Source organism: Pseudomonas sp. GW823-FHT02C05 (assembly GCF_058797595.1).
Genome location: NZ_JBXAJU010000001.1, coordinates 1,850,434 through 1,869,345, shown reverse-complemented (window position 1 = coordinate 1,869,345; position 18,912 = coordinate 1,850,434). Strand labels below are relative to the sequence as shown.

Sequence of the window (18,912 nt, the reverse complement as noted above, 5' to 3'; positions counted from 1 at the left end):
GGCAGCCTCGTGCTGCCCGCCCACTAGGCGTTGATCAGGCTGTTCAATTGTTCTTCAGCCGTGAGCAACGCGGTGATCCCTTCCATCAACTCCTGCTCGCGCTGAGTGACCGACGCTTCACGCAGTGAAAGCTCGTGTTCCCTTTGCTCTTGTTGACGCTGCTGCTGTTCAAGATGGGCGTATCTTCCAAACAGCGTCGCGGTGTGCGCCTGGACGTTGGCCAACAGCGTCTTGAGATTCTGATCTGTGCGCACGGGGACATTGTGCTCGTCGGGCATTGTTGGCAACTCACCTCGCCTGGCCTCGGAAGCGGCCTCTGGCAAAGGTGCCAATGGGAGCGAAGGCACTGCCCTGTCGGCCGAGGCACCGCTGGGCCCGGACGTTGGGAAAAGTTGGTTGAGCAGCGACTGCATTGCTTCGAGGTGAGGCTTTTGGTAAGGGCTTGCCGTGGGGGCGGCCAAACCATATTCCGTGCCTTGCAGGCTCAGATTGAGTTCCGCCTTGACCGGCGCGGGTGCTGTCTGCGTCGCAACGGCAGCTGCAGGGACGGCAGCAGTACGGGCATCTTCGTTTGCCAAGCCTGCGGCGTTGAACTCCAGCAACTTCAACAGCCAGGCCTCGCTGATTTTCAAGCTGTGATGGGTGGGCGTTGGGGTGCAGGAAAACTCGGCATTACCGAGGTCGATGATGCAATACGAATCATCGGTCTGTTGGCCGTCAGGCGAGTTGGCATCTCGCAGAATGCTCTTCAGCGTTTGAGTGGCGCACTTGAAGTCATCGGCGGTCGCGCTGCACATTTTGACGCTGTCAGCATTCTTCTCGATGGCGCTCAGGTACACCCGGACCAAGTCGTCATTCACCTTTTCATTCAAGCTGTAGAGTAAAAACATCTGGTCGTTCTGAGTCGCGAGAAAACCGCAAAGCAGTGCGCCGTTGTGCAACTCACCCTGGGCATCTGGTACTTCTATCGTTCTGCAAAGCATCGGTTCACCTGACTGCGCAATGATGATCGGGGCCAATCATCTGAATCGCAGAATACGCAGCTTGCTTCTTTGACCCTGTCAGATAATCCGCACTTGGTAAACGATAAATCTCCATGGGCTTAAGACTCTTCGGATTCCGCGGAAGCGCTGTTCTATAGGTGTTTGCGTACGGTTATCGTGCGCCGCATCGTCATTGGTGGGCTGCGACCCTCAGTGAAACAAGCTCTTCAACTGTTGTGGAAGTCATGATCGAACTAGCCAGATTGACCAAGCGGTTTTGCGGTGCCGTTGCTGTGGATGAATTGTCGTTCCACGTAAAAACGGGAGAGGTACTTGGGCTGTTGGGGCCCAACGGGGCGGGTAAGTCCACCACGTTGAGGATGCTGAGCGGGTTTGTCTCGCCTACGTCAGGTACCGCAAAAGTGCGCGGCCTGGACATTCGCCGTCACACACGCGATGTCCAGCGGCTGCTCGGTTATGTCCCCGAGGGCAATGCGTGCTACCGCGAGATGACGGTGCAGGGGTTCCTGGGTTTCATCGCTGATGTGCGCGGCTACAGGGGGCGTGAAAAGAAGCAGCGCGTGATGGCCATGCTGGAACAGTTCGAGCTACTGGAGGTGCGCGGACAAGTGATCGAACAGCTGTCCAAGGGGTTTCAACGCCGCGTGGGGCTCGCCCAGGCCATCCTGCACGACCCAGCAGTATTGATTCTTGATGAACCTACTGACGGGCTCGACCCCAACCAGAAACACCGGGTGCGGGAGCAGATCAAGGAACTGGCCCGGAACAAGGTCGTACTTATTTCGACGCATGTTCTGGAGGAAGTCACAACCCTGTGCAGCCGGGCGTTGGTGCTCAATAAAGGCAGGTTGCTGGCCGACAGCACACCGCAAGAGCTGGAGAGTCGCTCGCGCTATCACCAAGCCGTGACATTGTTCGCCAAACAACCATTGGACTTGATGGCTCTGGCCGTCCTGCCGGGGGTTGCGGGCATCGAGAGGGGTGAAGTCAGCCACAGTGTCAGGGTGCTGGCTCGCTCCGGTCAGGTGATTGCTCCGCAGGTCAACAGCCTCATCAATGCCAAGGGCTGGGAGGTCTATCGCCAAGAGATCGAGCGCGGCTCTCTGGGGGAAGTATTCCGTTCGCTGACACGGGAGAACCGACCATGATGGCGTTGCTCAAGCGCGAACTGCACAGTGCCTGCAGCACCGCGACGGTGTACGTCTATATGGTCGCTTTTCTGCTGCTCAGCGGAATCTGCACGTTTTACAGCGGCGGATTCTATGAGCGCAATCAGGCCGACCTGAACCCGTTTTTCGATCATTTGCCGTGGCTGTATGCCTTGCTGCTGCCGGCCCTGGGCATGCGCCTTTGGTCTGAAGAGCGCAAGTCGGGTTCAATCGAATTGTTGATGTCACTGCCCGTGAGCGTACGGGGCGCGGTGCTGGCCAAGTTTTTCGCGTCGTGGGTGATCGCCATTGCCGGGCTTTTACTGACGTTCCCATTGGTACTGACGGTCAACTACCTGGGCGCGCCGGACAACGGAGCCATTCTCTGTGGTTATCTGGCCAGTGTCCTGCTGGCGGGGAGTTTTCTGGCGATCTGTGGCTGCATGTCGGCGTTGACCAAAAGTCCGCTGCTTGCGTTTCTGTTGGCGGCTGCAGTGTGTCTTTTCTTTATCGCCTGTGGTTCCTCCGTGATCCTCGATATGTTCCGCGATTGGGTGCCGGTGCACTGGCTGGATCGTGTGGCGTCGATGAGTGTCTTGGCGCATTTCGCAGGCCTCACTCAAGGCGTGATCGAGCCCAGAGATCTTCTGTATTTCATCAGCCAGATCGTCGCCTGGCTGGCAGTTACCGTGCTAACGGTCGAACTGAAGATGGCGACCTGACGCCATGACGTTCAAGCGCCTTGTCTCTACGTGCCTTTGGCTTGCGCTGATCGCAGGGGCGTTCGTGTCGATCAATCTGGGCATTGCGCCGCGCCTGTCGGACATGCGCCTGGACCTCACCGAACGGCGGTTGTATACCCTGAGCGCCGGCAGCCGTCAGATCATTCAGGACCTCAAGCAGCCGGTCGATCTCTATCTGTATTTCTCCGGCCAGGCGGCGAAGGACATAGTCGTGCTACGCAGCTACGCCGCACGGGTCGAAGCGTTGCTGCAGGAGTATCAACGCGCGTCGGATGGACATTTGCGGCTGCACGTCATCGATCCGGCGGCGTTCTCTGAACAAGAGAGGAGGGCTGCCGAGCTGGGCCTGGAACCGCTGGACTTTGGCACCGGTACTGCCCCGGTGTACTTTGGTCTGGCCATGGTGGACGGGCATGATCATCACGTCAGTATTCCGATGTTTGTGCTCAATCAGCAATCGTTCCTCGAATACGACATCAGTCGTCTGCTGCAAGTGCTGTCGCGGCCGCAGCGCCCATCAGTCGGCCTGATGTCGACACTGCCGATGATGGGCGTTTTTGAGCCTCAGGCGCGCCGAACTCAGGCTCCATGGTCGATCGTGCAGGAGATTCGCAAAGCCTTCGAAGTGAGGGAACTGGCCCTGGAAACAGAGCAGATCCCCGAAGACCTCAAGGTCTTGATGCTGGTTCATCCCAAGCATCTTGCGCAATCCACGCTACGCGCCATCGATCAGTTCGTGCTGCGCGGCGGGCGACTGCTGGTGTTCGTGGACCCGTACAGCGAACGGGATCGTGGCGACAATTATTTCGGGATTCCCAGCAAGGACAAGTCTTCGGACCTGGCGCCCTTGCTCAAAGCCTGGGGTGTGCGCCTCTTGCCGGGACGACTACTGGGCGATGCCGAATACGGTCAGTTCGTCAGGCTGCAACAGGGCGCCGAACCCGTGTGGCAACCAACGGCCCTCAAGCTGACCTCCGGCGCCATGAATCCCGAGGATGTCATCACTGCCGGTCTTGGCAGCCTCAACCTGTCCACCAGCGGCATCTTGAATGCCGTACCCGAAGCGAAAACCACACTCACGCCGCTGTTGCACAGTTCGCAGCAAACCATGCTGGTTGAGACCTCGGCCCTTGATCACTTGAATGACCCTGCCGAGCTGGCCAGGACCTTCAGCCCTTCGGCAGAAGGCCACATGATCGCCACACGGATTCAGGGGCCTGCCGAATCGGCGTTTGCGCATCAACCGGACGGCAAAGCACTCACCCATAGCGATCAGATCAATGTCGTTGTCGTGGCGGACACCGATCTGCTGAGTGACAACCTGTGGGCGGATGTTGAATTACAAGGCGATCACCCGGCTGTGGAGCCATGGGCTGACAACGCGGCCTTCGTACTCAATGCGCTCGACAGCCTGTCCGGTTCAGACGCGCTGATCAGCCTGCGTTCGCGCGGCCACTACAGCCGCACATTCACCGTGGTTGAACAGTTGCAACAGCAAGCGCAGATCCGTTACCGACAAATGAACAGCACCTTGCAGCAGGCGCTGGACTCGACTGAAAAGCAATTGACGGCACCTGTCGACGGTCGCGACCCGACCCTGCCCTTGACGGCCGAGCAACAGCAAACAGTCGCCAGGTTCACCGCTGAAAAAGCGGCTATCGAGCAGCAGATGCGCCAGGTGGCGCTGCAGCTCAATACTCAGGTGCAGAGGTTGGGGAAGGTGCTGCGCCTGATCAACATCGTGCTGGTTCCGTTGTTGATCTCGTTGCTGTTTCTTTCATTTGCCCTGTGGCGCTGGCATGTCAAGACGCGCAAAAAGCCTTGATGTTCAAAGTCTGGACGATGGCAAAACTATTCTGGAGTGCCGCCTATTACAGGATCAGACCAACGTCCATAAGCTGGATTTCATCGGGCGCAAGTCATAGGCCCGCACCATTTGACCGTTATTGGTCGACGCCAGAAAGGATCAATCATCATGAAAAAGCTACACAAGAAAATAGCGCTGGTTACCGGCTCATCCAAAGGGATTGGCGCGGCTGTTGCCAAGCAGTTGGCTGGTGACGGTGCGACGGTCATTGTCAATTACACCCGTAGCCAGGAGGACGCCGATCGGGTTGTCGCGCAGATCCTTGAAAAAGGCGGCCGTGCGTATGCAATCAAGGCTGACGTCGCCGATCCCCTTGAGCTGAAGGCGTTGTTCAAGGCCATTGTTCATGAACACGGTCATCTCGATATCCTGGTCAATAATGCAGGTGTCTATGCCACGGGCGCTCTAGCGGAAATCACCGAAGAAGAGTTCCATCGCCAGTTCAACTTGAACGTGCTGGGCTTGATCCGCTGCACTCAGGAAGCGGTATCGGTGTTCAACCCCCAGGGTGGCAGCATCGTCAACATCAGCTCCAGCGTGACCTCGTTCACGCCTGCCCATTCGGCGGTTTATACCGCGTCCAAAAGCGCGGTAGATGCGATTACCAAGACCCTCGCCAATGAGCTTGGGCCGAAAAAGATCCGAGTCAATGCCGTCAATCCGGGCCTGGTCGTGACCGAAGGTGTGCATGCGAGCGGTTTTTTTGAAGATGAGTTTCGACAGAAGATCGAAGCCATCACACCGCTGGGCCGCATCGGCCAGCCTGAGGACATTGCGCCTGCCGTGGCGTTTCTGGCATCGGAAGACGCCAGTTGGATCACTGGCGAATTGCTGATCATCGGTGGCGGACTGCACTAATCCTGAGATGAATACTCGCGCACGTAATGGCGGGGCGACTGAGCCATCACGCGCTTGAAAGCGGTGCTGAAGGCACTTTCGGATTCGTAACCCAAGGAGAAGGCGATGGTCGATACCGAGTCGCCGGAGTTCTTCAGACGATCACTGGCCAGCAACATGCGCCAATGGGTCAGGTATTCCATTGGTGCGCTGCCAACGACTTGCTTGAAGCGAAGCGCGAACGCCGAGCGTGACATGTTGGCCAGCTGCGCTAGTTCCTGGACAGTCCAGCGGTGCGAAGGATTTCCGTGCATCGCGCCCAACGCAAGGCTGAGGTTGCGATCGGCCAGACCAAAAAACCAGCCGATACCGCTGCTGTTCAGCGTCGCCAGGTGGGTGCGCAGGACTTCGACCAACATGATGTGCGCCAGGTGTTCATTCATCAGTGACCGGCCCGGACGTTGTTGATGCAATTCCGAGGTAAAGCGCTCCAGTGCCCAACGCAGAATCGACGCCTGAGGCTCGTTGCCTTTGACGTGAACCAGAGAGGGCAGGGTACTGAGGAGTAACTGGGTGGGTAGCCCGGTGAAGTCAAAGCGGCCACCGACCAGTTGAACGTCATCGCCGCCATGACTCAGGGTCAGTTCATCCGCTGCCAGGGTTCGAAAATAGCCATCCGAATCGAGCACCGGTTGTGACAGGTCGCTGTACAGCGTGAAAGGCACGCCGCGGGTCATCAAAAAACAGTCACCTTGGTCAAGTTGTTGAGGCGCCGGCTCGCCTTCGACCTGTAACCAGCAATTGCCTTTAACCACTGCCGTGAACTTGATGCCTTCTCTAATAGGGAAGTTAAACGCCCAGTCGCCGCCCAATGAAAGTGAGGCGGAGTGGTAGTTACGAATTCTCAATAAAGATAGGACATCGGAAAGAGGATCCATACAGGGCCTTTTGGACGATGAAGAAAATGTTTGGCGCTTTATAACATAGCTGCTCCAGTATTTACGCACGAATACGAGGTTTACATGAAAGTAGAGTTTGATAAATCTTACGGCCCCCTTATTAATGGTGTATTTGAAACAGACGAAAAAGACCGCTGTTTCGCCGCAGTCGCCCCTGCAACTGGCAAGCACCTGGCTTACATTCGATATTGCACGGAATCAGATGTAGATCGCGCAGTAAAGGCAGCTCAAAGCGCTTTTCCGGCCTGGCGAAACCTGGGCCAGCAGGGACGCGCCCGATTGATCAATCTGTTGGCGGATGAGATCGAGCGCAACAGCGAACGCCTCGCCACGATCGATGCGCTGGATGTCGGCCGTTGTATCAGCGAAGTGCGCAAGGACTACCTGACAGCTGTACGCCACTATCGCTACTTTGCTTCCGTGGTCATGGCCTATGAAGATACCGGCCGTGAAATCGACGGTGGTTACGCCATCGCCCGGCGAGAGCCGCTGGGCGTGTGCGGTCAGATCATTCCCTGGAATGCACCTGCCATCATGGCGGCGTTCAAACTTGCACCTGCATTGGTGGCAGGCAATACCGTTGTATTGAAGCCCGATGAGAACGCCACTTTATCGACACTTGAGTTGGCCAAGCTGATCAACAAGATCTTTCCTGCCGGCGTGGTGAATATGGTCACAGGATTGGGAGAAGTCGTTGGTGCTGCACTGAGCGAACATCCTCTGGTCAGAAAACTCTCGTTCACCGGTAGTACCGAAGTCGGCAGAATCATTGCTGGCGTCGCCGCTAAACGCCTCGTACCGTCAACGCTGGAGCTGGGTGGCAAGAGCGCCAATATTGTCTTCCCCGATATTGAAGACATCGATGCGGTGGTCGATAACGCGACGTTTGCCGCCATCCACAACAACGGACAATCCTGCCTGGCCGGCACTCGCTTGTTTGTCCATGCGGACATTGCCGATGTTTTTCGAGAAAAACTGATTGCCTCATTCAATCGGGTGAAAGTCGGTTCGCCACTGGCCGAAGACTCCCGTGTCAGTTGCCTGGTCAGTGCACGTCAGGGCGAGCGAGTGCTGGACTACATCAAACTGGGCCAGGAAGAGGGCGCTGAATTACTCGCTGGCGGTGGCAGGGCAGTCGTGGCGGGCTGTGAACATGGCTACTTCATTCAACCAACGATACTGCTGGCCCGTAATGAAATGAGAATCTGCCAGGAGGAAATCTTTGGCCCGGTGCTGTCGCTGATCATTTGGGACGATTATGAAACCATGATCGCCCAGGCCAATGGCACGGAATATGGCCTGGCTTCCGGTATCTACACCAGCAACCTGAAACACGCCATGGAGACAGCATCGCGTCTGGAGGCCGGTTCGGTGTGGATCAATCGTTATTCGAACATCACGGATGGCACTGCGTTTGGTGGTTACAAGAATAGTGGCATTGGTCGCGAGTTCTGCCGTGAAACCCTGAATGCCTACACCCAGACCAAAACCATAACAGTGCAGGCAGAACTGCCAGAGATCTGGTTTGCACCGCATTGATTAGCCGCTGAACAAGAAAACCGCTTCCCTGAAAGGAGGCGGTTTTTTTTTGGTTTTCAAATGGTGCATCGATGAATTGTGTAGGAGTAATCCTACATGGTTGATGGATTTATCAGTGTGGGTGACGAGATTCCTGCGATTGGGCGAAAGCATTGGAAGCGTGAAAATTACACCAACTCTTACTGCAAGAGTTAATTGATCTGCTCTCGATCGTATAATTAAAGGAATACACTCGTGTCTACTGCACTCAGGCATCTTCTTGCTTCATCCTTCGTTGGCTTGTTCGCAACTTCGGCAATGGCCGCGGATGGCACCATCAGTTTTACCGGCGAAATTTCCGCGGCATCTTGCAAGGCAAGTGCAGGCGCAGGCAGCACTGTGACTGGCGAAAAAGGAAACCAAGTTATCGACGTCAAGTTGGGTAAAGTCAGTATCGACTCCTTGGCCGGAAAGCCTACAGGAATTGTGGCGGGCACCGCGATCAACATCGAACTTGATTGCGCTAATACGGCTACCGGCCTGACCACTGTAAAAGTACAGTTCGACCCTAGTTCTGGTTCCGGTGTAGACCTCAAGAACAATAACTTATTGAAAACAACAGGTGCTGCCAAAGGCGTTGGTATCGCGCTGTATGATAACAGCAATAACCTGATCAACCTTACTGGTAACGGCACCATCAACGCGGCACTGGTCAAGAGCGGTGAAGAGCCTGCTTTTAAATACTCTGCCAATCTGAACATGCGTGCGGCTTATATGGCTAACGGTGATGCAATTGTTCCAGGTACAGCTAACGGCCAACTGCCCTTTACCTTGACCTACGAATAAGTTTCATCTGGAGAGGCGCTCAACTGCCTCTCCAATTTAAGGGTTGAACAATATGAAAATGCCAATTGTGACATGTGCATTGGCGGGGCTGACCGTGCTTTTTAGCAGCTTTGCCAGTGCCGGTATTAGTTTGGGTGGTACGCGTATTATCTATCCGCAGAAACTTAAGGAAACCTCCATCATGGTCAGAAATGATGGTGGTAAAGACATTATGGTGCAGTCCTGGGTAGACCCGGACGCTTCGTCTCCCGGGCAGGATGTGCCGTTTGCCCTGACCCCTGCATTAAGTCGGCTTGGCGCAATGAAACAGCAAAGTTTGCGGGTGTTTTATTCCGGGCAAGGACTTCCTTCAGATAAAGAGTCTATGTTTTGGCTCAGTGTCCAGGAAATCCCTCAAGTCTCGGAAGAGGAAAACACACTGCAAATAGCTGTGCGTCAGCGCATCAAGATTTTTTATCGTCCTGCAGGTTTGTCGGGTTCGCAGGAAGAGTCCGTCAATCAATTGAAGTGGAAGTTGATTGGCGAAGATGGACGGCTTTGGTTGTTGGCAAGTAACCCATCCCAATATTATGTTTCTTTTGGGGGGGTATCTTTGAAGCTTTCAGGCAAGTCCTTTGTTGTGCAATCAAAGATGCTTGCTCCGGGGGCGCAAGAGAGGTTTTTGGTGACGGGTGCTAATGCCTCGTCTGTTCAGAACAAGGCAGTTGTCGAATTTAATTCAATTGATGATTACGGCGCACCAAAACCACACGTAATGGAAGTGTCTGGTTGATTTTTTTGTGTCTTTTCGGCTGCTAGTTATCGCTCGACAGTCGTTAATGTTTGAGTTGTAAAGCAGGGAATACATACGGATGTTTCGTTCATTGGATCAACGTGCGGTCACTGCCCTCGGAAGCCTGGGTTCATCAAGTTTAATCCTGATGGGCGTTTCCGTGCCTACGGCTGCCTATTCGGTAGAGTTCAACAGCGCTTTCCTTAGTAAGCAGGGTGCTGCCGTCGAGTTGAAGTACTTTGAGCAGGGCAGTTCCATTGCTCCGGGTACTTATAATGTCGACGTCTATCTCAATCAGACATTGACCTTGCGCCAGAGCGTAGAGTTCTCCGCCGCCGGTAAGAGTGGCGAAGTCTTGCCTGTTGTTCAATTGGGCGTGCTCAAAGCAATTGGCGTAGACACCGACCGTCTCGCGAAGGAAAAACTGATTCCGGCGAAGAGTGATGACACTGCGGTTATCGATGTTGCCTCGCTGGTGCCCGGCGCCAGTGTCGAGTTTGACGTGACCGCGCTGGCCCTGCAGATCAGCATGCCGCAAGCCTATATCCGCCGTCAGTCCCGAGGCTATGTCGATCCTTCGCTGTGGGATGACGGGGTAACGGCCTTCTATACCAACTACCAGACCAACTTCAGTCGCAATATCAGCAACGGTTACAACAACGACTATCGCTATGTGGGCTTGCGTAACGGTTTCAACGTCGGCGCCTGGCGCTTTCGCAACGAATCGTCGATCTCCGGATCCACCAACGTGCGTGACAAATTCACCAGCAACCGCACCTACGTGGAACGCGACATCCGTAGCTTGAAAGGCAAGCTGGCGGCCGGTGAGCTCTTTACCCCGGGTGACATTTTCGACAGCGTGCGTTTTCGTGGCGCACAGATTCACTCGGAACTGGGCATGCTCACGGATGACGAGGCGGGCTTCGCACCGGTTGTGCGAGGCATTGCCGAGACCAACGCAACGGTCGAGATCAGCCAGAATAATTACGTCATCTACTCCACGACCGTGCCGGCAGGCGCGTTCGAGATTTCGGACATTTACCCCAGTGGTTCGAACGGTGACCTGACCGTCAAAATCATTGAAGCGGATGGGCGCGAACGCCAGTATTCACAGGCCTATTCCTATTTGCCGGTCATGGCGCGCCGAGGCAGCATGCGCTACAGCCTGGCGGCGGGTGAGTACCAGACACAGGGGCAGGCCGCGCCCAAGTTCACTCAGGGCACGCTGGTTTACGGGGCTACGGATAATCTCACCGGCTATGGCGGCCTGATCGCGGCGGCCGACTACAAGGCGCTGAATCTCGGGGTGGGCGTCAACTCTCCTTGGGGCGGCCTGTCGTTCGACGTGACCAACAGCAGTTCCCAGAGCCCGGCAGGACGCAAGAATGTTGGCCAGAGTGCGCGGTTCCTGTATTCCAAGACGCTGAGCCAGACCGATACCACCTTCACCATGGTGGGTTACCGTTACTCCACCGAGTCCTATCGCACATTCAGCCAGCACGTCGAAGACCAGGAGCAAGTCGGCACACGCAATTACGGTCGGCAGAAAAGCCGCTTCGACATGAACATCAACCAGTCCCTGGCGGGGCGCGGCTCGTTGTTCTTGAGCCTGGGTGAAACCAGTTACTGGAATCGGCAGGGCAGCACCCGGCGGTGGCAGTTTGGTTATGGCGGCAACTATTCGGACATCAGTTACAACGTTGCCGTATCGCGTACCGAACAACAGGGCAGTCATCAAGGCGCTGACAACCAGATGACGGCTTCGATCAGCATTCCCTTTGGTAGTAGCCGCGGTACGCAGCGCATGTACTCCAGCGTCACTACGTCGAATCAGGGCGATTCGTCCATTCAGACGGGGCTGTCTGGCAGCCTGGATGAACAGAACACCCTGAACTATTCGGCGCAGGCCAGCCACAGCAAAACCTCGGGTAACTCCACCAGCGTGGGTCTCAACTGGGACACACCAACAGCTAAAGTCAGTGGCAACTATGGCCAGGGCCGAGACAACAAACACTTGGACCTGGGCGCGTCTGGTTCGGTGGTGGTGCATGGCGGCGGTGTGACCTTTGGCCAGCCTGTAGGCGATACCTTCGCCCTGGTTGAAGTGCCGAATACCCAAGGCATTGGTGTCGATTCTTCCAGTGTGGTGCGCACCGATAGCAAAGGTTATGCCGTCGTGCCGTTTGCCCAACCGTATCGCTACAACTGGATCAACCTGGAAACCTCGACTTTTGGCAGCGAGATTGAAATTGCAGAAACCTCCGGCCAAGTCGTGCCCACGCGGGGTGCCGTGGTCAAGCACCGATTCGAAGCTGAGTCCGGCCGGCGAATCCAGTTCGACCTGAGATTGGTCGATGGTCAGAAACTGCCATTTGGCGCGCAGGCTTATGCAGAAGACGGACGCTTGCTTGGCAGCGTCGATAATGCTTCGCGGTTATTGGTATTCGGGATACCCGATAAAGGCAAGTTTAGCGTCAAGTGGAGCAAGGGCGGTTGTGACGTTAATTATGATGTACCGAAAGTTAATAGTGATTTGATGTATGAAAAATTTGCCATGATCTGCCAAGTCGGATTTTTATCAAAAAAACAGATTCAATGACTGACGCAAGTGCGACGCAGAAAATCCAATCGAGTAATAGGAGTTTATTGTGAGCCGTTTTTTATTTTTGTTGCTTGCGCTCTTAGGGTTTGAATGTAAGGCCGCGTATACATGCACGACCAAACTCCCAACCAGCGGCGTAAACATGCCAGCTGCAATTCAGTGGCAGAGAGAAACCCCATCAAACTGGTATGCGACGTCCACCACTACGTTGGTAAGCTGCAATGGCGGGGGGTTGATTGAATGGGTTTATAAGATTGATGGTGAGAAGGTGGGGGTGCTTAGCTATGGTGGCAAGTCTTACAACACATACTCAACGTCGTTGAGTGGGGTTAATTACATAATAGAAGTCTTGGATTATTCCAAGTCAGTCTGGATGCCGGTCGCAAGTTCTGAAATAACTGGATGGAAGGATCAGAGTAGCAGTGGAGCTAACAAGGGATGGATTCTTCAAGCGGATTTGAGAGTAAAACTCATATCGGCTGATAATACTCCAATTGCTGGTTCATTTAAATTGCCCGGATTTAACATTGCTACCGTCCGGGCGATGGTTGACTCGAAGCCTTCTGGCGCGCAATCAAAAATAACAGCCCCGGGGACTGCCTTGGCAGTAAAATCAAAAGCTTGTGTTTTGAAGTCTCCAGGCACCGTTAAGTTACCTCGATTAGACTCTTCGCAATTCAAGAGTGTAGGATCAACAGCGGGTGACAGCCCGTTTCAGTTCTCTGTGGATTGTAGCGATGCGTTTGTAAAATACACAGTTTCTTACTTTATGACGGATGTGAACGATCCCACCAATATCGGTACAACCCTGGCTTCGGCGACGGGCTCGGGAGACGCAACGGGTATTGCGATTGAAGTCAAGGATGGGCTAACACCAGTTACCTTCGGTCCTATATTGGCTACGGAGAACAAACGAGATATTGGCTCCATTGCGATGGCCGGAGGTAGTTTGGTCAAACCTTTGACGGCCCGCTATAAACGTACAGGTACAGTGGTGACCCCAGGTCCGCTGTCCGCAGGCGTAACTATTACACTGGTTTATGACTGACGGCTGGGCAGCCAGAATAATCCTGGAAATGAATATATTTTTCGTTGCCCGGCATGCATCATCCGTCAACTCGAAAAGCAGGAATACGCGACATGGGCAATATTGTAATAGTCGACGATCACCCACTGATGCGCATGGCTGTTCGCGTCATGCTCGAAGGTGAAGGTCACACCATCATGGCGGAAGTCAACAATGGCGTTGACGCTGTCGAGATCATCCGCAAGCTCCTTCCGGATCTGGTCATTCTTGACTTGAGCATTCCCAAGATGGACGGCCTCGCGGTAATCGCTCACTTGAAGGCTATTGGCATTTCCACCCGTGTCCTGATCCTCACCTCCGGCGACTCTCGTAACTTCGCCATGCGCTCCTTGCAGGCCGGTGCGGCAGGTTTCGTGTGTAAGGATGACAGCCTGGATGAGTTGGTTGGCGCGGTGAAAGCGGTGCTGTCCGGGTACAGTTATTTTCCCGCTAATACCATTCATCAACTTCGCGACAATACCCAGGCGGCGAACCAGGAAAGCTTGTTGATCGCACAGCTGTCGGATCGTGAAATCACCGTATTGAAGTTGCTGGCACGAGGGATGGGTAATCAAGACATCGCCAATGAACTGATGATCAACCACAAAACCGTCAGCACCTACCGCGTTCGTCTACAGCGCAAGCTGAGTGTGGACAACCTGATTGCCCTTGGAGAGCTTGCCAAGCGTAACGGCCTGGTTTGACAAGAGCACGCGCAATGCGTGCTTTTTCATGGGCATGCTTTACCTCCAATTGATCCCCACGAACGCCCCCAGGCTCCAGTCGGAGAGTGCCCCGCAGGCACAACCGTTGTTCGTCACGCCATCACGCAGTGAAGTGCCTGATCGGCGAGGTAGCCTGTATCCCCCTACTCAAAGCCGCAGTGCACGACGCCAAACAAGGCGCCGTGCACTGCGGCTTTTTTGTGGTTTGCAAGAAGGGTAGAGATGCAGGCCTGGCGCAAGGTGTTCGCCCCTAAAGGTGAACACCTGCACCGCCCAGCGTCAGTTGTTGGAAGGTTGCGGCGCCTGCCAGCCACCGCCCAATGCTTTGTACAGCGATACCACGTTGAGGAACGTTGCGGTGTCAGCCTGGACGAGGGCGTCCTGGTAGGCGAACAAGGTACGTCGCGCATCCAGCTCGACCAGATACGGTGCTTGCCCCGCCTTATAGCGAATGCCAGCCAGCGATGCGGCCTGCGCGCTGTGCCCGGCGGATTCGGCGAGATGGCGAAGCCGTTCCTGCGATTGACTGTACGTGGTCAATGCCGCTTCGGCCTCTTCGATGGCGCGCAAGGCGACCAACTCATACTGGGCCTGAGCGCCTTGGTAACGGGCCTGAGCGGCACGTTGCCGCGCTTTCACGCTGGCCAGGTGCAACGCGGGCCAGCTCGCCGAGGGCATGATGTTGAACGCGCGGCTGCTGCCGTTGCCCAAGTCGCCACCGCGCAAGGCTACAAACCCGAGAAAGCCACCCAGGTCGATGCGAGGGTAGAGTTCGGCGGTGATCGCGCCCACGTCGGCGTTGGACGCTGCCAGCGTACGCTCAGCGCTCGCCACATCGGGTCGGCGGCGCAGCAGATCGGTGATGTCACCTAAGGGCAGGCGCGTGTCCAGTAGCGGCAGGGGCGTCGCTTTTTCCAGCACCCTCAACTGATCGGGACGCACCCCGGTCAGCACCGCCAGACGAAAGCGAGCCAGGTCGCTGCGTGTTTGCAGCGGTGCCAGTGAGGCCTTGATGCTCGCTTGCAATGCTTGCGCACTTTCCAGTTCGTCGGGATTACCGCGGCCGTGCTCGACCATGCTGCGCACTACGGTGACGGCCGCGTCCTGGTTGGCCAGGTTGGCACGCGCCACGCTCAATTGTTGCTCCGCGCCGTACCACTGGAAGTACTGACTGGCCACTTCGGCGACTACCACGATACGCACTTGCAGCAGATCGTCCGCGACCGCCTCGCTGCGTGCTTGCGCCGCTTGCGAGAGTCGTTGCAGTCGGCCAAACAGATCTATTTCCCACTGCGCGTCCAGCCCTGCGCTGTAGGTTTTGCTGAGGTTGCGCTCACCCGTCGGGCCGGTGTTGGCCTGGGAGAGGCTGCGCGAGTAGTCGGCGCCGGCGGTCACCGTCGGCCATTTATCAAGCTCACGCTCATCGAACACCGCACGTGCCTCGCTCAACCGGGCCTGCGCGATACGGATGTCGTGGTTGCTGGCCAGGGCCTGTTCGATCAAGGCGTCCAGTTGGCTGTCCTTGAATTGGCGCCACCAGTCTTGTTGCAGGCGATCCGCCGAGTACAGCGCTGTGGGCAACTGTTGGGTCAGGGTGATCGGCTTGTCGCTGACCGGGGTGTAGTCGGGGCCTACGGTGCAGCCGGCCATTAGGGCCGGGCACAGCAGGAGATAAAGCATACGCATGGGGAAGAATCCTCGATCAGGCATGATCGGCTCCCGGGCCTGTGCTGGTAGTCGCCTGGGCGGCACTGGCCAGTTCAAGGGTGCGGGGATTGTTGGCCGCGGCGCGATGGTCCACGGCAATGAGGGAGTACATGGTGGGCAAGACCAGCAAGGTGAAGACCGTCCCCACCAGCATGCCCACGACGATCACCAGACCCAGGTCGTAGCGGCTGTGCGCGCCGGCACCCGAGGCGAACAGCAGCGGGATCAGACCGGTCACCATGGCCGCGGTGGTCATCAGGATCGGCCGCAGACGCAGCTTGGCCGAATGAAGAATCGCGGCGCGACGGTCCAGGCCTTCCTTGATCTGGATTTCATTGGCGAACTCGACCATGAGGATGCCGTGCTTGCTGATCAGGCCGATCAGCGTCACCAGGCCGATCTGGGTGTAGATGTTCATCGTGGCCATGCCCAGCGCCAACGGAATCAATGCACCGCAGACCGACATCGGCACACTGATCAGGATGATCAGCGGATCGCGCAGGCTTTCGTACTGAGCGGCCAGCACCAGGTAGATCACGATGATCGCGAACAAAAAGGCCATGTACAGCGCGGCACCTTCCTGATGGTACTGACGCGAATCCGACAGCCAGTCGTAGGTGAAGCCAGGGGCCAGTTTGCTGGTCTGGGCTTCAAGGAACTGCACGGCCTCACCCATGCTCACGCCAGGGTTGGGAATGGCTTGCAGAATCGCCGAGTTCAACTGATTGAATTGGGTCAGTTGGTTTGGCTCGACGCCTGTCGAGACATCCACCAGGTTGGACAGCGGTACTTGCGCGCCGCTGGCACTGGTGACGTAAAAACGCGACAGCGCTTCAGGCGATAGACGTTCATTGCGCAGGCTCTGTGGAATCACGTCATAGGAGCGACCATCCATGGCGAAACGGTTGACGTAGTTTTCGCCCACCAGCACGGCCAGCGTGTCACCGATGGCTTTCATGGTCACCCCCAGGCTGTTGGCCTTGGAGCGGTCGACCTTGATGCGGATGACCGAGTTGTTGTAGTCCAGATCACTGTCCACGACCATGAACAGGCCACTTTTGCGAGCGGCACTTTTGAGCTCTTCCATGGCTTCATAGACGACTTTGTAGTCGCTCGCGCTTTTGAGCACCATCTGCACCGGCAAGCCCCCCGTAGAGCCGGGCAATGATGGCAGCTGGAAGGCAAAAACGTTGTTGCCTTCAATGGCGTTGGCGCGGTTTTGCATGTCGAGCTGGATCTGGTCGGCATTGCGTTCGCGCTTTTCCCACTCGACGAAGTTCACACCGCCGATGCTGTTGGAGACCCCGTTGATACCGTTGATCAACCACAGGTTGCTCTGCTCGGGCAGGGTGACCATCACCTCGTTCCACTTCTGGCCGAACTTTTCGACGTAGTCGATATTGGCATTCTGTGGTGACTTGATGGCGGTCAGTACGGTGGACTGGTCCTCGACCGGCGCCAGTTCGCTTTTGGTGTGGCTGTACAACACCGGTACGCTCAAGACCACGACCAAGGCAACGATGCAGGTGATCCAGCGATGGTGCAGGGAAATATCCAGCACCCGGCCGTAAGCCTGACCCAGGTGATGGAAAAAGCGCTCTGCCCGACGAGCCATCCAGCCTTCGCTCATTTTGCTGTCAAGCAAGAACGAACTCATGACCGGCGACAGGGTGAGGGCGATGAGGCCCGACACCATGACCGAACCTGCCAGGGTGAACGCGAACTCCTTGAACAGCGAACCGGTCAACCCGCCCATCAAGCCGATCGGTGCGTAGACCGCGGCCAGGGTCAAGGTCATGGCAATCACCGGCGCCGCCACTTCACGCGCACCAATCAGCGCCGCGCGGGCAGGGGAGTGCCCCTCTTCGATATGCCGGTGGACGTTTTCCACCACGATAATGGCGTCATCCACCACCAGGCCTATCGCCAGCACCATGGCCAACAGGGTCAACAGGTTGATACTGAAACCGAACATCGCCATGAACGCCGCCGCACCCAGCATCGACAGCGGAATGGTGATGACCGGAATGATCACCGCGCGCGCCGACCCCAGTGCGAGAAAGATCACCACCACCACAATGATGATCGCCTCCAGCAGGGTGCCCAGTACTTCGTCAATCGAGGCACTGATAAAACGCGCCAGCTCGAAAGGCACGGCGACTTTGACGTCGGTCGGCAGATTCTGACGGATACCCGGCAGCAGTTCGTTGAGTTTCTTGACGATGACCAGCGGGTTCGCACTAGGCGCCGCGTTCAGTCCGAAGAACACCGCATTGACGCCGTCCATGGTGGCGCTGGTGTCCGTGGCGGCGGCGCCCAATTCCACCGTGGCAATATCGTTCAAGCGAACGATGCCCACGGGCGTGGACTTGACCACCAGATCGCGGAACTCACTGACACTGACCAGATCCGTGTTGACCTGAATGTCGGAGACCACGTACAGACCCTTGGCCTGACCCGGGGCGGCTTGAACGTTGTTGTCACGCAACGCTTGCGCGACATCGCCGCCCGAGATTCCGTGCGCAGCCATACGGTTGGCGTCCAGCCAGATCCGCATGGCCATCTTCTGCCCACCGTTGAGGTCGATGCTGCCGACACCTTCGATGGAAGACAGCTGTGGCTGCACCACGCGCGTCACGTAATCCGACAGCGCGGCGGTGGACATGGTCGGGCTCGAAAAGCCCACATAGGCGACGGCAGTCGCCTCCCCGGAAGATTTGACGATGACCGGGTCATAGGCTTCGGCCGGCAGCCGATATTTGACCTCGTTGACCTTGGCCATCACCTGAGTCATTGCCTTGTTCGAGTCGGCATTGAGCTTCATGCGCGCGGCGATCACGCTGCGGCCCTGAGTCGAGGTGGACGTCATGTAGTCAACGTCTTCGACAGTGGCGACCGATTGGGCGATTGCCTGGGTCACGAACCCCTGCATCAACTGCGGGGAAGCGCCGGGGTACTGGGTGGTGATGGTCAGCGTAGCGCTTTCGGTGAGTGGGTATTGCCGAACGGGCAAATGATTGACGGCAAGCAGCCCGAGTAACAGCACCAGCGTGCTTACGACCAGCGCCAATACCGGGCGCCGGACAAACAGATCAGTAAACTTCATGACGGTTCTTTC

The 18,912-nt window shown here is 56.4% G+C and carries 14 protein-coding genes; 10 read left to right on the top strand and 4 right to left on the bottom strand.

Annotation, left to right across the window (positions count from 1 at the left end; genetic code table 11):
- Positions 1-23: 23 nt before the first annotated feature.
- The gene (locus tag AC1RGE_RS08435; RefSeq protein ID WP_492583949.1) at positions 24-1,019 is read right to left on the bottom strand and encodes a hypothetical protein; all 996 of its coding nucleotides are present in this window, start codon (positions 1,017-1,019) and stop codon (positions 24-26) included.
- A 209-nt stretch (positions 1,020-1,228) separates the two neighbouring features.
- Here AC1RGE_RS08435 and AC1RGE_RS08430 point away from each other — a divergent pair, with 209 nt between their 5' ends.
- The 4 genes from AC1RGE_RS08430 to AC1RGE_RS08415 all read left to right on the top strand — a co-directional run bounded on the left by AC1RGE_RS08430 (position 1,229) and on the right by AC1RGE_RS08415 (position 5,620).
- Positions 1,229-2,152 carry an ABC transporter ATP-binding protein gene (locus AC1RGE_RS08430; RefSeq protein WP_492583947.1) on the top strand — a complete coding sequence of 308 codons (924 nt, stop codon included), beginning with the start codon at positions 1,229-1,231 and terminating at the stop codon, positions 2,150-2,152.
- Positions 2,149-2,874, top strand: coding sequence for an ABC transporter permease subunit (locus tag AC1RGE_RS08425; protein WP_492583945.1), 726 nt, complete (start codon positions 2,149-2,151; stop codon positions 2,872-2,874). The genes AC1RGE_RS08430 and AC1RGE_RS08425 overlap by 4 nt, the downstream gene beginning before the upstream one ends.
- 4 nt (positions 2,875-2,878) lie before the next feature.
- Positions 2,879-4,720 (top strand): GldG family protein, encoded by a 1,842-nt coding sequence (locus AC1RGE_RS08420; protein WP_492583943.1) that lies wholly within the window; start codon positions 2,879-2,881, stop codon positions 4,718-4,720.
- Positions 4,721-4,870: 150 nt separating this feature from the next.
- Positions 4,871-5,620: an SDR family NAD(P)-dependent oxidoreductase gene (locus AC1RGE_RS08415; RefSeq protein WP_492583941.1), complete on the top strand. Its 750-nt coding sequence runs from the start codon at positions 4,871-4,873 to the stop codon at positions 5,618-5,620.
- Here AC1RGE_RS08415 and AC1RGE_RS08410 read toward each other — a convergent pair.
- The gene (locus AC1RGE_RS08410; RefSeq protein ID WP_492583939.1) at positions 5,617-6,537 is read right to left on the bottom strand and encodes an AraC family transcriptional regulator; all 921 of its coding nucleotides are present in this window, start codon (positions 6,535-6,537) and stop codon (positions 5,617-5,619) included. The two genes, AC1RGE_RS08415 and AC1RGE_RS08410, sit on opposite strands and share 4 nt — an antisense overlap.
- Positions 6,538-6,621: 84 nt before the next feature.
- Here AC1RGE_RS08410 and AC1RGE_RS08405 point away from each other — a divergent pair, with 84 nt between their 5' ends.
- From AC1RGE_RS08405 to AC1RGE_RS08380, 6 genes are all read left to right on the top strand, one after another.
- Positions 6,622-8,097 carry an aldehyde dehydrogenase family protein gene (locus AC1RGE_RS08405; protein ID WP_492583937.1) on the top strand — a complete coding sequence of 492 codons (1,476 nt, stop codon included), beginning with the start codon at positions 6,622-6,624 and terminating at the stop codon, positions 8,095-8,097.
- Between the two features lie 234 nt (positions 8,098-8,331).
- On the top strand, positions 8,332-8,922 hold the full coding sequence (locus AC1RGE_RS08400) for a fimbrial protein (protein ID WP_492583935.1): 591 nt from the start codon (positions 8,332-8,334) through the stop codon (positions 8,920-8,922).
- 52 nt (positions 8,923-8,974) lie between these two features.
- The gene (locus AC1RGE_RS08395) at positions 8,975-9,694 is read left to right on the top strand and encodes a fimbrial biogenesis chaperone (protein ID WP_492583933.1); all 720 of its coding nucleotides are present in this window, start codon (positions 8,975-8,977) and stop codon (positions 9,692-9,694) included.
- Positions 9,695-9,773: 79 nt separating this feature from the next.
- Positions 9,774-12,293 (top strand): fimbria/pilus outer membrane usher protein, encoded by a 2,520-nt coding sequence (locus AC1RGE_RS08390; RefSeq protein WP_492583931.1) that lies wholly within the window; start codon positions 9,774-9,776, stop codon positions 12,291-12,293.
- A gap of 49 nt (positions 12,294-12,342) precedes the next feature.
- Positions 12,343-13,344, top strand: a complete 1,002-nt coding sequence (locus AC1RGE_RS08385; protein WP_492583929.1) for a fimbrial protein — start codon at positions 12,343-12,345, stop codon at positions 13,342-13,344.
- A 92-nt stretch (positions 13,345-13,436) separates the two neighbouring features.
- Entirely contained in the window at positions 13,437-14,066 is a 630-nt protein-coding gene (locus tag AC1RGE_RS08380; protein WP_492583927.1) for a response regulator, read from the top strand.
- Between the two features lie 300 nt (positions 14,067-14,366).
- Here AC1RGE_RS08380 and AC1RGE_RS08375 read toward each other — a convergent pair whose 3' ends face one another.
- Positions 14,367-15,773: an efflux transporter outer membrane subunit gene (locus AC1RGE_RS08375; protein WP_492583926.1), complete on the bottom strand. Its 1,407-nt coding sequence runs from the start codon at positions 15,771-15,773 to the stop codon at positions 14,367-14,369.
- Between the two features lie 16 nt (positions 15,774-15,789).
- Positions 15,790-18,900, bottom strand: a complete 3,111-nt coding sequence (locus tag AC1RGE_RS08370) for a MexW/MexI family multidrug efflux RND transporter permease subunit (protein WP_492583925.1) — start codon at positions 18,898-18,900, stop codon at positions 15,790-15,792.
- Positions 18,901-18,912 lie beyond the last annotated feature (12 nt).